Raw genomic sequence first — 15,447 nt, 5'->3', positions numbered from 1 at the left:
GCCGACGCCGCACAGGCCCGCCGGACCCAGTTCCGGGCGCCTTCCCGCGCGGAGGTGATCGGCTCCGGCACCTCCACGCGCGACCCCCGTCGTCTCTTCCCGGTCCATCCCTCGTGTCGGCACGACTCGCGGGTCCACCATGGCATCGTGGAATGGGCGTCGATCGCTACGGAAAAATCAGGTCGAGGGCGAGTTCCAGGCGCAGATACGCGTCGACCCAGGTGCCTTCGGTCCGAGCGGCCGCGAAGGCGGTGACGGCCGCGGCGGCGCGGCGCAGGCCGAGGGTGGCCAGCCGGTCCGCTTCGGCGGCGAGCCGGGTGCCGTAGGTCGGCGGCAGATGGCTCAGGCCGTGGTGGGCGGCCTCGGCGAGCAGGTCCCTCGTCTCGGTCAGCGCGGCCGTGAGCGGGTCGGCGGCCGGGGCGGCGGTGACCGTGAGACCGCCGGTCTCGGCGGGTGCCGTCAGGTCGGGCACGACCACCCGGTCTCCGGCCGCCAGGCCGATCGGCTCGATGACCACCGTCCCGGCCGTGCGCCGGACGACGCCGCTGACGAACCGCGCCTCCCCGCCGGTGAGCGCGGCGGCCAGCGCGTCGAGGCGGCCGGGCGCGGCGGCGGTGTGGACGGCGCTGACCGTCGCCGTGTCGCCCGCCTGGTCGGCGATCACGGCGTCGAGGCGCTGGTCGCCGGGGGCGTAGCTGACGGTCTCCACCCCGGCGACCGGGACGACCCTGACCAGTTCCGCCTCGATCCTCGGCCGGATCGGACGGGGCGGGAGGGCGTCCAGCTCCCGGGCCAGGACGGCGACGTCGGCGGCCAGGATCGACGGCGGCAGCCCGTCCCAGAGGCCGCGTGACGGGCTGACGGTGGTCTTGGCGATCCGTCCGGTGGCCAGGCGCAGTTCCCGGCTGGCGCTGCGCACGGCCGACTCGGTGACGAGGTTGCCCGCCGCGAGCGCGGCCAGCGGGGTGGCGCCGATCCGCCGCCGGGCCAGGACCGGGCCGTCGGCCTCGTCGTCGTCCCAGTGGCGGCGCAGCACGAACACGCCGCCGCTCGCGGCGTGGGCGAGGTAGACCTCGGCGATCCGCCGCCCGCCGATCGCCCTGATCCGGCAGCCGAGACCGTCGAGCCGGGCCCGCCGCAGCGGCGTCTCGGCGGCCTCGGCGGTGCCCAGGACGCTGCTGCGCAGGGTGGCGTCCGGCCGGGTCACCGCCCGATGGCGGGCGTGCAGCTCGGCGAGGTGGCCCGCGAGCAGTTCGGGACGGTAGTGGGCGCCGCGGCCGTGGTAGGCGGCCAGCTGGTCGGAGAGGTCGTCGACGGCCAGCAGCGGCCAGCGCAGCCCGGCCTCGTCGAGGTGCCGCCGCACGTCGGCGACGACGGCCTCGAACCCCGCGCCGAGATGCGTCGCGCCCTCGCGCAGCACCGTCCCGGCCAGCACGAGCGCCCGCTCCAGCCCCGACCCCGCGCCCTCCTCGGCGACTCCCCCGACGTCGATCCGCACGTCGGCCGCGCCGGGATGCCGCTCGTCGGCGGCCCGGCACGCCCACACCGCCAGCGCGACGACGTCGTCCCAGCTCCCGTCGGCGGCGTCGGTGTGCACGAACCCCAGGTCGCCGGGCACCAGGAACCGCACGGTCGCGGTGGCCAGCTCGACCTGCGGCACCGGGTCGGCGGCGGTGGCCCGGCGCACCCGCGCGGTGTACCCGGCCTTCTCGGTCCGCCGGGCGGCGGCCATCGACCGCGCTCCGATCCTGGCGGTGAGCTCGTCGTCGGTGACCTGTCCGGGCGACCAGGGCAGGGCGGCGGGCTCGTCCGGGCTCTGGCCGGCACGCTGGTACGCCAGCACCAGGCCGATCAGATGGCGGCAGACGCCCGTGGCGGCGCAGGTGCAGCTGCCCCCGTCGAGGCCGCCGGGCGGGAGGCTGACGGCCGGGCCGCCGGGGAAGTCGCCGTGGACGGTGCCGTCGGGGTCGGTGCGCAGGGCCGGGGCGGCGGTGTCGAGGTCCCGGGTCGCGCGTTTGACCAGGCCCCGGTTGGTCAGGGCCGCGAGGGAGTCGGGGGTGAGGGCGAGCAGGTCGGTTCTCATCGGCCCACGTGCTCCGCGACGAAGGACGCCAGTTCTCCCGGGGTCATCGCGCCCACGTGCGCCCCCGCGTTCGCCAGGCGCTGGGCGGTCGCCCGGTCGTAGTCGGGGTTGGCCTGTTCGTCCAGGGCGGCCAGGCAGAGCACCGTGCTGCCCTGTTCGACCAGGCCGCGCACGGTGCGCACCAGCCGGTCGGGGCCGCCGCCCTCGTAGAAGTCGGAGATCAGCACCACGATCGCGTTGCGGGGCCGCTCGATCAGGCCGGCGCCGTAGGCGGCGGCGCGGGCGATGTCGGTGCCACCGCCCAGCTGGACCTTCATGAGCAGGTCGACCGGGTCGTCGACGTCGGCGGTCAGGTCGACGACCTCGGTGTCGAAGGCGACCAGGTGGGTGCGCACCCCCGGCAGCCCCCACAGGCAGGCCGCGGTGACCGCCGAGTGGATCACGGAGTCGACCATGGAGCCCGACTGGTCGACGAGCAGGATCACCTGCCACGGGTCGAGGTGACGGCGGGTGCGGGTGAAGAAGTAGGGGGTCTCGATGACGACCTTGCCGGTCTCGGGCCGGTAGCGGCCGAGGTTGGCGCGCAGGGTCCGGGTCAGGTCGAAGTTTCGGGCCTGCTTCAGCCGTCCGGGGCGGCGCGCCTTCGCGCCGGAGAAGGCGGTCCGGACCTCGGTGGCGAGCCGGTCCGTCAGGTCGCGGACGACCGCCTCGACGATCCGCCGGGCCAGCCGGAGCACCTGCGGGTTCATCAGGTGCTTGGTCCGCAGCACCGCCTTGAGCAGCGCCGGGTTGGGCTCGATGCGGGCCAGCACGTCGGGGTCGGTGACCACGTCGTGGATCTCGTAGCGTTCGACCGCGTCGCGCTGCAGCCGTTCGACGGTCTCCTTGGGGAACAGCCGGGTGATGTCGTCGAGCCAGTCGACGGTGGTCAGCGCCGACGGGCCCGAACCGGCCTCGCGGGGGCGCCGGACGCCCCGGCGGCGCAGGTCGTCGTCGCGGCCGTATAGCCAGTCCATGGCCGCGTCGCGGGCGGCCGCCTGGGTGCTCAGCCCTTGCCCGCCGAGGCAGGCGCCGCCGGGTTCGCCGAGCAGCAGCCGCCAGCGTTCGAGGGTGGGGTCGGTCATGATGTGATCAGTCCCTCCCGGCGCAGCACCGTGTCGACCCGTTCGTCCAGTGTCATCCCGGCCGCCACCAGCTCCGGGGTCGCGTCGAGCCGCATCAGGTCGGGCCCGGAGGCGCCGCCCGCGCGCAGGGCGACCAGCCGGGCGGCGATGAGGTGCCGTTCGCGGGGCGGGAAGTAGGCGAACGCCTGGCGCAGCGCTGGGAGCGCGATCAGGAAGTCGTCGTCGGTCATCGCCTCGACCAGCTCGTCGAGCAGCTCCAGCATCCCGGGGGTGTGCAGCACCTCTTCGCGGGCCAGGGCGAACAGCCCGGCCAGCCAGTCGCCCGCCAGGGCGGGGGTGAACGTGCCGCGCACCGCCCGGCCGGGGTCGGCGGCGGCCGTGCCGCGCAGCGACCAGCCCAGCCCGAACGCGGCCCCGCGCAGGTCGGGCGGCGCGTCCGAGAAGGCGGCGACCCGGTCGGCGACGCCGAGGGCGGCCGCGACGTCCAGCCCGAGCGGCGTCGCGGCGTGGGTCAGCGCGTCGCGGACGGCCGCCATCGCCTCGATCCGCCTGGGGTCGGCCGGGGCGGGACCGCCGCGCACGCCCTCGGCCAGCCACAACGCACGGTCGACGGCCGCCGCGATCAGCGTGCCGAACGCCGGGCCGCCGCCCGTGTGGAACAGGCCGTCGTGCCGCCACATGGCCAGGACGACGTTCAGCGTGCGGCCCAGCGACCCCAGGTCGGCCGCCGCGCGGACGGCCCGCGCCAGGTCGTCGAGCACCCGGCCGGTCAGCTCGCCGACGCCGCACAACGCCGCGTCGAAGAGCAGGCCGGCCAGCACGTCGAGGTCGGCCGGCGGGCCGGAGACACGTTCGGCGAGCAGGGCGGCGGCCGCCTCCCCGGGGTCGACGCCGTAGCCGCCGGCCTCGATGAGGGCGGGCATGCGGTCGTCGGAGTCGGTCAGCGTCCACTGCTCGGCCGGGACGGGATCGCCCGCCGGATGCGGCCCGGAGTCGCGGACCACCCCTGGGATCGCCAGCACGCGCAGCCGGTGCAGCAGGCGGCTGCGCTCGAGGTCGGCGTCCTTCCTGAGGTCGAGGCGGATCTCGCCGGAGCCGTCGAGCCCCATGGCGCGCAGCCGGTCGGCGACGGCGTGCACCAGCGGCGGCAGCGGGGTCGACGGGTGCAGCCGGCCGACCCGGTCGCCGCTGAGCGCCGCGACCATCTCGACGATGACGGGGTGCCCGCCGGGCCGGATCCGGCCGCCGGTCGCCCACGGCAGCGGCGTCTCCAGCGCCTCGCTGACCAGCGCGCTCGCCAGCCCGTCGAGCACGTCGGCGCGGGCGGGGCAGACGTGGCCGCGTACCGCCGCCAGGCCCTCGGCGGTGGCGCCGGCGGCGATCAGGTCGGCGGTGGAGACCTGCTGCCGCCGGGCCCGCAAGCGGGTGGTCACCGCCTCGGTGAGCCGGCGCGCGGCCTCGCGCGGGCCCGACTCCCACAGGTGCTGGTAGTAGGCGGGCGACGGCATGCCCGACTGGTAGCCGTCGAAGGCGTCCAGCCGCCGGAACGAGTAGGGCACCAGGTAGCTGCCGACGACCGCGCCGCCGGGCGGTTCGGGCAGCTCCGGCCACGACCGGTCGCCCTCCTCGGCGAGCCGGACCAGCGCCGGTCGGTGGAAGCCTCCGGTGACCACGACCACCGGCCGGTCACCGGCGTCGGCGACTGCCGCCCGGATCCAGTGCGCCATGTACGCCTCCCGCGCCACGTCGTCGGCGGCGGGGCGGGCGTCTCCCCGGACGAGATCGAAGTAGGCGGCCAGCCGCTCGGCCAGGCCGTCGGCGGGTTCGATCTCGAACAGGTGGTCCCAGAGCGCGTCGGCGTTGTCGACGGCGAAGGCGGCGCAGAGCCGCTCGGTCACCTCGGCGTAGCGGGCCTCGGCGTCGGCGTAGCGGTTGCGCACCTCGGCCAGCGCCGGATGCCAGGCGGGCAGGTCGATGAACCGCAGTTGCGCGCCGGCGTCGCGACCGGCGGTCAGCGCCGTCCACTCCGGCGAGTAGTCGCACAGCGGCGCCCACGAGCCGTGCCGGCGCTCCGCGTCGCGGTAGCCGGTGTAGACGGCGATCGGCAGGTCGTGCCCCAGCAGCAGCTCGCCGATCCGGGGGTTCATGTCGGCCGGGCCTTCGACCAGCACGTACGCCGGCCGCAGGGCGATGATCGTGTCGGCGACCAGCCGCGCGCAGGCGGGGCTGTGGTGCCGGACGCCGATGAAGGTGGCGGTCATCGTCAGCCCGGCAGGAGGTGACGGGCCTCGTACAGGGGCCCGGAGCCTTGGCGCTCCAGGTACCTGCGGAGTTTGGCCAGGTCGTCGGGGCTGTCCTTGGCGGCCGTGCCCGCCAGGCAGGTCACCAGGTCGGCGGCGGTGCCGGGCTCGCCGCGCAGGAACCAGCCGCGCAGCCCGACGGCGTGCGCGACCGAGACGGCCTCGGCGGTGCTCATCACGCCCGACAGCCGGTCGGTGGCGTCGCCCCGCGCGGTCTGTCCCTGCCGCAACTCGCGGAACGCCCTGACCAGCACCTCCAGCACGTCGCGGCGCGGCGGCGCGCCGACCCCGGAGCGCTTCAGCAGCGCCGCGGCCTCGGCCTCGACCAGCGACAACTCGGTGTCGAAGTCGGCGATCGGGAAGACGGTCTCGAAGTTGAAGCGCCGCTTGAGCGCGGCGCTCATCTCGTTGACGCCCCGGTCGCGGGTGTTGGCGGTGGCGATGACGCTGAAGCCCTCGCGGGCGAACACCATGGCGTCGGGGCCGGTCAGCTCGGGGATGGCGAGCACCCGGTCGGACAGCGGCGACAGCAGGCAGTCCTGCACCTCCAGCGGGCAGCGGGTGATCTCCTCGAAGCGCACCACCCTGCCCTCGGCCATGCCGCGCAGCAGCGGGGCGGCCACCAGCGACCGGGGCGACGGCCCTTCGGCGACCAGCAGCGCGTAGTTCCACGAGTACCTGATCTGGTCTTCGGTGGTGGCCGCGCCGCCCTGGATGGTGAGGGTGGACGTGCCGCTGACCGCCGCCGCGAGCAGTTCCGACAACAACGACTTGGCGGTGCCCGGCTCGCCGACGAGCATCAGCCCCCGGCTGGTCGCGAGCGTCACCAGGGCGCGGTCGATCAGCGACGGGTCGCCGACGAACTTGCGGGTGACGCCGAGCTTCTCGTCGCCGATGACGAACCGGCGGGCGGCCCGCAGGCTCAGCGCCCAGCCGGGCGGCCGGTCGCCGTCGTCGGTCGCGCGGAGCCGGGCCAGCTCGTCGGCGTGGCGGACCTCGGCCGGGGGCCGCTGGACGTGGTCGGTGGTCATCGGACGAGCTCCTGGAGGTCGCGCATGATCTCGGAGGCGGTGACGGGGTCGAGGCCGGTGAAGTGCTCGGGCGAGACCATGAGGGTCTGCTCCTCCTCCATCTCGACGTAGCCGATCGGCACCCCGGGATCGAGGCCGATCGTCAGGGTCGCGCCGCCGGGCAGGTCGCGCTCGATCCACCCCTGCCAGCCGGCGTCCTGCGGCGCGCCCCGCCGCCAGCCGCGCCGCTCCAGGCCGAGCACCCGCCCGGTCGGGATCTTGGTGAACCGCGCCTCGACGAAGTCGTCGGCCGAGGTGAAGACCTCCCGGCCCAGCTGGGGGAACGGCTGCAGGATCTCGTAGTCGGCGAACACCTCGGCCCAGACGGCGAGCGCCTCCCCCAGCTCCAGCGGGTGGACGAGCCCGATGGTGACCCCGTCGGGCAGGGTCAGCGTCTCGTCGTCGGCGTCGGCGAAGCCGCGGTCCTCGGCGACCCGGAACGAGTCGACCTGCCTGCCTTCGGCGTCGTAGCAGCCCCAGACCAGCCGCCGGGTGATGTGCCACAACAGCGGGTGGCCGACGAACAGCCGGGCGAAGTCGTCGGCGCTCCAGCGGCGCCGGTCGGCCATCGCCCGCTCCAGGCGGCGGATGTTGTCGGCGGCCACCGTGCGCACGTCCTTCTTCAGGCCCGCGAATCGCCGGTACGCCTCCGGCGCCAGCTCGGCGTCGTCCTTGACGCCCGGCTTGGGCAGGCTCTTGAGGCGCTTGCCGGCGGCGTCCACGACATAGGGCTTGAGCTGCTCGTCGAAGCCGACGACGAACCGGCGGGGGCCGTAGTCGAGGGTCAGGCTGCCGTCGGCGGCCAGCCCGAAGTCGGGCACCAGCCGGTCGGCCAGCTCCTCCGGCGTCAGGTTCAGCTGGGCGGCGACCTCGGCCATCTTCTGCCGCGCCCGGTTCTTGAGCCCGGTGAACTTGACCTTCTCGGCGATGCCGTGGAGGTGCATCAGCGCGACCTCGGTCCCGAGCGCGGCCAGGACGTCGAGGCCGGTGACCGCGCGGGCGTGCCCGCCCTCGCCGGGCCAGACCCGGATCAGCGGGGTCAGCCGCCGCACGGTCTCGTCGTCGCCGATCAGCGCGAGGGCGTCGAACATCCAGCTCTCCTTGGACGGATGCCCGGCGGACTGCCACCGCTGGAACAGCGCCCACCCGAAGTCGGCCAGGCTCCGCTCGTCGCACGCCTCCTTGACCTGGGCGATTCCGGCGTAGGGGTCGCCGGGCCGGGAGATCGCCAGCATGGTCACCACGTGGCGGGCCGCCGCGAGCGGCAGCGCGTCCCCGCCGCCGCGCAACCGGATCGGCGTCAGGATCGAGGGGTCGGCCCACTCGGGCAGGGTCGGCATCCGGGCGGGCAGCCCGTCGAGCGGACCGGCCGCGAGCAGGTCGGCGACGGCGGCCTCGGCGGCCGGGCCGTATCCGGCGGCGGCCCGCGTCACGGCGTCGCGGTGCCCGCCCGCGGCCAGCGCCGACAGGGCCTGCTCGGCCTGGCGGCGGGCCGCCCCGGCCTTGCCCAGCGCCGGGGGGACCAGCGCGCGGGCGGCGGCGTCGGGATGCCGCGAGAACCAGGCCAGCGCGGTCGCCCGCACCGACTTGAGCCGGGTCAGCCACTCGGCCATCAGCCCCGCGACCTCGGGCGCGGCGAACGGCAGCAGAGACGGCGCGATGTCCGCGGGTTGCTTCCTGGCGCAGTGGACCGCCAGGGGCAGCGCCGCCGTCTCGAACCTGGCGACCGCCGCCCGCATCCAGTCGGAGGCCCGCCACATGTCGTCCGGGCGCCACGTGTCGAGGAACTGCCGGGCCAGTTCCTCCGGCCCGACCACGACCAGGGTCGGGCCGTCGAACCAGCCGATCTGGTCCGGTCGGGTCCCGGAGGCGGCGATCTGCTCCCAGGTCCGCTGACTTCGGGCGAACCACTTCGGGGCGCTCGACCTCCAGGCGTCCCGCTCGCCCGGCCCCCACACCACCGCCGGTTCGTCGGCGCACACCAGGCCGTCCACCACCACCGGCGTGCGGACCGGCCGGGCGCGGGCCCACGGCGGGCTGACCAGCACCTCGGGCAGGGCCTCGGGCGGCGCGACCGCGACGGCCGCCGTGGCCTCGACGGCGCCGATCCGCTGCGCGGCCACGCCGCCGACCTCCGCCAGCACCTCCTCGACCAGCGCGGGATGGGCCAGCACGTGCGCCCGCAACATGTCGGCCACGACCTTCACCCCGGACGCCGCCATCAGCCGCATCGCCCGGCGGGGAAAGCGGGCCGCCGCCCGCAGCAGCGCCGGCTGGCCGTACTTCCCGTCGACGCGGTCGATCAGCGCCTGCATCGCCGCGTCGCCCGGCAGCTCGGCGAGGACCGCCTGCAGCCGCCGCCGTTCGTCGGCCCCGTCGGTCCGGTCGAGCCACCCGGCCAGCACCGGCACGGCCGCCTCGCCCATGCCGTCGACGACCGTGGCCGGCACCGCGAGGCTGCTGCTCACGTAGTAGAGCCGCAGGTCGTCGACGATGAGCGCCGCCTGCGCCGGGGTGCTGATCGCGGTGACCAGCCCCTGACCGTGGCCCGTGCCGAGTGAGGCCGCCTCGGCGCAGTCGGCGTCGACCCATGCGACCTCGGTCGGCGCGAGATAGGACGCGGCCATCCGCTGGTGCGGCCCCGCCGCACGGCACCGGGTCAGCACGGCGACCACCTCGGCGTACTCCTCGTCACTCGCCGCCGCCACGTCGGCCCGGACCCGCGCCGGCAGATCGGCCGCGGAGCCGTACCACCAGCGGGAGACGCCGCCGGCGGGCAGCCGCCGGACCGGCATGGCAGGCTGGCCACTGCGGTAGTAGTAGTGGTCGTCTCCGCACTTGAGCGAGAGCAGCTCCGCCACCGCCTTCGCCGCGAACACCGTGCCGTGTTCCGACAACCACGCCTCCGCGAAGGCGGGCAACGTCGTCGAGTCGTGCCAGTCGAGGTGGGCGGCCACCACCTCGGCGACCACCGCCGCGCCCAACGGCCCGCTCCCGGCGTCGCCGTCGAGGTAGGCCGCGCCCGCCGCGGCGATGTCGGGATCGGTGGTCAGCTCCAGACAGTCGACGACCATCTGCCGCTGCCCGGCCAGCGTCGCGGCGACCTTCGCGGACGCCTCGGGGTCACGCCGCCGCGCGGGCACCCGCACCCCGCCCCGGCGGGGGTGGAGGGCGCGTAACCAGGCGGCCGGCATCGTGAACACGTCTTCGTCGACCGGCCCGGCCGCTTCCGGCGTGCCGTCTTCGGTGTAGCCCTTGCGCAGCTTCTCGGCCACCAGCTTCTCGAGGGCGGCCGTCGCGGCGGCCTCGGAGGTGAACGACTTGACCTGCGTGCGCCCGTCGGCGTCGAGGCGTCCGTACCGGATGACCAGGTCGGTGGCGTCCTGTGTGACGTGCCAGAACTTGGCCGAATCGCCGCTGACGTGGGTCAGCTTCCGTTCCGTGGACATGCCGGTACCTCGCAAGGATCAAAGCGGGAAAGTAGCGACAACCTAGCGATCCCGACCGACAATCCTCACGGGACGGACGATCATGTCTTGCCGCGACAATCCGCTCATACGGTGATCACAACGAGCCCGGGCCGGAAAGCGTGTTTCCTTGGGATCGGATCGTGTGGCGCGCCTGGCGTGATCGTGACAGCCTGGTTCCTATCGTGGCAATCGAGGTTCGACTGAAGAGGACACGCGGTGCAAGAACCTTCATTCCCTCCTGTGATCGACTCCCTGACCTTCATCGTCTCTGACGACGACCAGGACTCCACGATGGGTCTGTTTCCAGGGGCGGATCACTCAGCGGTCCTCCGTCAGATCCCCGTCGACGTACTCCGGGAGAACCTGCGACAAACAGCCGAGTCTCTGCGCGCCGTGTTCGAGGACATGGCGAAGTCGACAGACGGGCTGCGGCTCAAGGAGGCCCAGATCGGCGTGGAGATCACCGGCGAAGGCGGCATCCAGCTCATCGGCACCGCCAAAGTCGGCGCCACAGCGGCCATCACGCTGGTGTTCGGCACCTGAGGCGGGATCGTGGGCAGGTTCAGGGCACTCCTCGTAGGAGTGGCCGAGTATGACGATCCCGACATCAAGGACCTTCCCTTTGTAGCCGACGATCTGGTTAACGTCGCCGTGGCCCTCGAGACACGCGAGTACACGGTGGAGATCGCCGGCGAGGGTGGCCGTCTGGGACAGACCCGGATCAGAACCGAGGTCAGCCGGTTTCTCGTCACCGCAAATCCGGGTGACACTCTGCTGATCTATCTCAGCGGACATGGGGCCCACGCCAACAATATCGACTACCTGCTGCCGAGCGACGCGGACCTAAAGTGGCTGAGCCTGGCCGAGGTCGCGGTGCCCCTGACCGCCTGGGGCACCATGATCGACCAGAGCAGCGCAGCCGGCATTCTCTTCGTGGTGGACGCCTGCCGCGAGGGTTTCCACGAGAACACCAAGTCGGCTTTCACCCGCACCGCATGGGCGCAAGATAAGATCGCCAAGGCCGCCCGCCGGAACGTCGCCTGGTTGTTCCCGTGCTCGCCCGGCGAGGTCGCGCGGTACGTGCCAAGCCAGTCCGGCGGTGGATCCTTCAGCCTGTTCGCGCGTGCCGTCGAACTCGCCATCAGCGAGGGAGTCGCGCCGACCACCCTGTCGGGCCTGAAGAGCCAGGTCGCCGCCAAATTGTCGGCCCTGGCCATGGAACGCCGCCTTCCGGATCAGCAGGTGCGGCTGGCGGGAGAAGTCGACCACGATGCCTTCGTCGTGCTGCCGGGCCGGTCGTCGGTCATAGGAGACGGAGACGACTGGGCGGAGGCCGCCGCCACGCACATCGCCTGGAAGAAGACGCACAAGGGTTCCGGAAGCGCAGAACTGCGTGAGGACGTCATCTCTGTGGTCAGGCGTCTGGCCGCCCACCGGTGGACGGCCGCCGGAAGGCTGGCCGAGGATCCGTGGCACGACTCCCGGTTCGCGCTAAGAATGAGTGAGCGGATGAACTTCATCCTGGGGTCCCTGCTCGACGGCCTGAGCCTGTCCCCCGCGGAGGCCGCGTTGCTAGTGACGGCCCCGTTCGTGCACGACACGCACTGGGCGCACATCGTGGCCCACGCGAGTGCCGTCAGCCCTACGGATCTGAGCCCGGTCAACGCGCCCAATCCGCAGCGCAAGGCGTACGAGGTATACGCGCGGAGTTATCCCCGACTGCTCCGTCGGGCCGTGGATGCGGCCGGCAGAGGAGACACCGCTGTGCCGAAGGAGATCGGATGGTGGCTTCTCCATCGCTGGATCACCCGGCAGGCCACCTCCTTCGGTTCGCAGGCGGTCGCGGTCTCCCTCGACGGGCACACGCCCGAATCCGGCCTGCTCAGCGAGGTTCTCACGACCGCCCGGCTGAGTGAACTGATCCGGCTGCTGTACGCCGACCCCGGGTTCATCGCACGCACAGACCGGCCGCACGGGCTCATGGCCACCCATCTGATCGCGCCGGGCCGCATCGGAGAACAGGCGATCAGGGAACGGCTGGTGGCCTACCTCGTGGTCGTGGCCCATCGCATGGCCATCGAGGTGACCCGGCTGGGGGGCGTCCTGGTGGATCACATCGGCATCGTTCGGTCATTGGCACCCCAGGACGTGCTCCAAACGATCGACCAGGCCCGTTGGGAGCCCCGGGGAGCGGGGCGTGTCCTCAGAGCCGCCTGCTCGCATCCCGCGGTCGAAGTCGCCCTGCGGGAGCACGTGACCGATCTCAACCAGATCCTCGCAGACATCGGCAACACCGACGACCCGTCACTCGCCGAACTCGTCGGGCTGCCCGGTCGCGCGGACGCCGATCAGGTCCGGGCGGCCGAGTCCGACGGCGTGGCCACATACACGTCGGCGGGTATCAGGTTCCGACTCGACGAGGAGCGCGTCCAGGAACTGCTGATGGGTGAACGGCTGTACTCCGAACGCGACCTCGCTCTACGGGAGGTCTACCAAAACGCCCTCGACGCCTGCCGTTACAGAAAAGCCCGAACCGAGTATCTCCGCCGTACCGGTGTCAAGCTCCCCGAGTGGGAGGGACGCATCGGCTTCTCACAGGGAATCGACGAACAGGGCCGCCCCTACATCGACTGTGTCGACAACGGCATCGGGATGGGGGTGAGAGAACTCCGCGACGTCTTCGCGCAAGCCGGTGTGCGATTCGCCGAACTACCCGAGTTCATCGAGGAGCAGGCGGAGTGGGACAAGCTCGAACCTCCGGTCCTGCTGTATCCGAACAGTCAGTTCGGCATCGGGGTGCTGAGCTATTTTATGCTCGCCGACGAGATCACGGTCACGACCTGCCGACTGGGGCGGGATGGACGGCCCGGCCGCCGTCTCCAGGTGTCCATCGCAGGCCCTGGAACGCTCTTTCACATCCAGGACTGCGGCCCGGGCCAAGATGCCGGCACGGTCGTCCGTCTTCACCTGCGGACCACCGGCGACGCGGAATCCGTGTCCTGCACTGCGACGCTCACCCGAATCCTGAGCTACTCGGAGTTCTCTGTCGAGGCCGCCGACGGCGACGACCGGATCCAGTGGAACCCGATGGAATTGCGAGTGGACGGAGAACTGGTCTCCGATAAGCACTCCCGTGGGCCGGTCTGGTGGCGGGAAGGCCTGGAATACATTTTGGCGGACGGCCTTCGAACCGATACAACCAGTTTCGGAATGGTCGTCAATCTCAGTGGCGAGCACAGTCCGGAGCTCACCATCGACCGCGCGTCGATGCTTGACTCTGCCCGAAACGCAGAAGTTATGGTCCGAGTGCTATCACGCGCCGTGAAACAATTCGCAGGTAACAGCACCCCCATTCGGCCGACTTTCGATTGGCTCAGCGAACTAATCCACGCACATCCCGTCATCGCAGACCTGGTCTTCTCTGAAATGGTTTCGACAGGGAAGTCCATCGAGCTGAACGGACACGAGATCAATTTCGGCCGGTTAGGGTTTTTCTCCATGGATCGCGATCTCATCCCATCGGCGATCAGCTATCGGCAACCGGACTATGTAGCCGACAGCGTGGCACGACGCCGCGAATATGAGGGCATCCGCCCCCTGCCCGACGATCTGGTCATCTGGCGCCTGGCGGCTTTGCGTGCCGCTGAAGGCGGTCCCTGCTCGACAGATGCTCCTGCGGCTCGCCCCACCGACGTGATTGTCCTCAGCGGAAGGCCGGATGCACTCTATTCGAGATTGGAAGAATCCTGGCTGACACGCGAGGGGCCCGTACCCAGATTGCATTTCGTACGCGCAGCACTTGAAACTGGTTACGGTATCGGAGAGATCGCCCAACGCCTCAACGACCTGGGCTACGAGGTGCCATCCGAACTGCGGACCATTGGGTCAGCCGAAGAGTCCGACCTGGTTCTCCTGAGTAAGGATCTGCATCGCTACGGCACTTCGCTGGATGTAGATCTCATCCCCGACACACCACCAGCGGCGCTCGCTGGGCATATCGCCACTGCGGCGATCCAACTCGGGCGGCCAATCAAGCAAGTCATCGATCGGCTATCCGAATTCGGTTTCCTTGTACCGGCTGGCATCGACGTCCAGCGAGCCGAACCCTCGGATCGGATTCTTCTCAGCCGGGATCTCAACGGCGCGGGACCTTGGCTCCGATTATCTGATAGCCCAAAAAATCAAGAACCTATATCAGTCGGACATGTGGTGGCAGTCGCCGCCCAACTTGGACGAGACGTCGATGCTGTCGCCGAGAGGCTACGGGACTTCTCATTCACGGTGCCGCACGAGCTACCAATCAGGGGCCGACTCAGCTCGGATGATCTGGTTCTGATGAGCAGGAACTTCGATGGAAGACCTCCCATGCTGCCGGGGATTCCCGTCGTTCCTATCGGTCATCTGCTGATGGCGGCGAAGAAGACCAGCAAGCCGATCGGAGACATCGCCGCACGCTTGGCCAGGCTAGGGTTTCGGGTGCCGGCTTCCCTCGCAATCGCGCGCGAAGATGACCTCGATATTCTGGACCTACATTTCGACGGAACGCCCCAGTGGCTCACTATAACCGCAATCGTGGATTCCCGACACATCGTGGAGGCCGCATTCAAGCTCGGCCGTGGCGTCGAAGAGGTCGCCAGGCGGCTGACGGAACTCGGCTTCGACGTTCCACAATCTCTACTGACCGCCGGAGACGTCAGGGAAGGCGACGACGTAGCTCTCGGCATCGGGGATGCAAACGAGGAAACCCGTTTAAGTCAATGGGTTGGCGACGATTTGAGACCGGTCCGCATCGGTCACCTTGTGACGGTGGCTGAGAAGCTCGATCGCCCCGTTGGAGAAATCGCAGAGAGACTCACACAATTGGGCTATTTGGTGCCGCCTCCCTACTTCTCCGTTGGCCGCGTACAGCCTGGTGACCGCATCCTGGTCAGCCGGTCTCTCACCGGCGGCAAACCGTGGCTGGACGGCCAACTTGTCCCACTGGGGCACGTCTTCACTGCGGCAGGACGGCTGAAATGGACTATCGAGAAAACGGTTACAAGGCTGGCGGCCCTCGGGTTGAACTGGCCCGCTTTGCCAGAGACGCCCATAGACGCTACTGACCTGATTCTCATGAGTCGCGAGCTCAGCGATTTCTCAGCGACGAAAACACTCAGCTCCTTCCGATACGGGAATTGGAGCTGGTGGCTCGACCAGGAGAAACCCGTGCCGCTCTGGAACATTTTCGCCGGAGCGGTCCAAACCAATCTGCCGGTGCATGCCGTGGTCGAGCGATTTCGGTCACTCGGCTTCATATTGCCAGAGATCCCCACCGTCCCAGAGTTGCTGAACAGGGCCGAGAACCCATAAACCTCAAGTCTGATCATTCTTCGCGTGTTGATCAGGTGCTATACGAACAAA

The 15,447-nt window shown here is 71.0% G+C and carries 7 protein-coding genes; 2 read left to right on the top strand and 5 right to left on the bottom strand.

The genetic code is table 11. The annotated features are described in order from the left end of the window. Nucleotides 1-166: 166 nt before the first annotated feature. The 5 genes from AW271_RS03700 to AW271_RS03680 are packed head-to-tail and all read right to left on the bottom strand — an operon-like array spanning nt 167 to nt 10,026. The gene (locus tag AW271_RS03700; RefSeq protein WP_062331670.1) at nt 167-2,083 is read right to left on the bottom strand and encodes a YehQ family protein; all 1,917 of its coding nucleotides are present in this window, start codon (nt 2,081-2,083) and stop codon (nt 167-169) included. Next, nucleotides 2,080-3,207 carry a VWA domain-containing protein gene (locus AW271_RS03695; RefSeq protein WP_062331668.1) on the bottom strand — a complete coding sequence of 376 codons (1,128 nt, stop codon included), beginning with the start codon at nt 3,205-3,207 and terminating at the stop codon, nt 2,080-2,082. Before AW271_RS03695 ends, AW271_RS03700 begins: the two co-directional genes overlap by 4 nt. Then, nucleotides 3,204-5,468 carry a DUF5682 family protein gene (locus AW271_RS03690; RefSeq protein ID WP_062331665.1) on the bottom strand — a complete coding sequence of 755 codons (2,265 nt, stop codon included), beginning with the start codon at nt 5,466-5,468 and terminating at the stop codon, nt 3,204-3,206. Before AW271_RS03690 ends, AW271_RS03695 begins: the two co-directional genes overlap by 4 nt. A 2-nt stretch (nt 5,469-5,470) precedes the next feature. Then, a complete protein-coding gene (locus AW271_RS03685) occupies nt 5,471-6,538 on the bottom strand; it encodes an ATP-binding protein (RefSeq protein WP_062331661.1) in 1,068 nt (355 codons plus the stop codon). Next, the gene (locus AW271_RS03680) at nt 6,535-10,026 is read right to left on the bottom strand and encodes a DUF4132 domain-containing protein (protein WP_062331658.1); all 3,492 of its coding nucleotides are present in this window, start codon (nt 10,024-10,026) and stop codon (nt 6,535-6,537) included. Before AW271_RS03680 ends, AW271_RS03685 begins: the two co-directional genes overlap by 4 nt. Before the next feature lie 261 nt (nt 10,027-10,287). Between AW271_RS03680 and AW271_RS03675 the strand changes: the two genes are divergently transcribed. Together AW271_RS03675 and AW271_RS03670 are read left to right on the top strand one after the other, a co-directional pair. Then, on the top strand, nt 10,288-10,590 hold the full coding sequence (locus AW271_RS03675) for a Pepco domain-containing protein (protein WP_062331654.1): 303 nt from the start codon (nt 10,288-10,290) through the stop codon (nt 10,588-10,590). A gap of 9 nt (nt 10,591-10,599) precedes the next feature. Further along, nucleotides 10,600-15,396 carry a wHTH domain-containing protein gene (locus AW271_RS03670; protein WP_083976025.1) on the top strand — a complete coding sequence of 1,599 codons (4,797 nt, stop codon included), beginning with the start codon at nt 10,600-10,602 and terminating at the stop codon, nt 15,394-15,396. Nucleotides 15,397-15,447 lie beyond the last annotated feature (51 nt).

Source organism: Herbidospora sakaeratensis (assembly GCF_001570525.1).
Lineage (GTDB): Bacteria > Actinomycetota > Actinomycetes > Streptosporangiales > Streptosporangiaceae > Herbidospora > Herbidospora sakaeratensis.
Note: the sequence above shows the minus strand (reverse complement) of the source record. Positions and strands in the feature narration are given on the sequence as shown.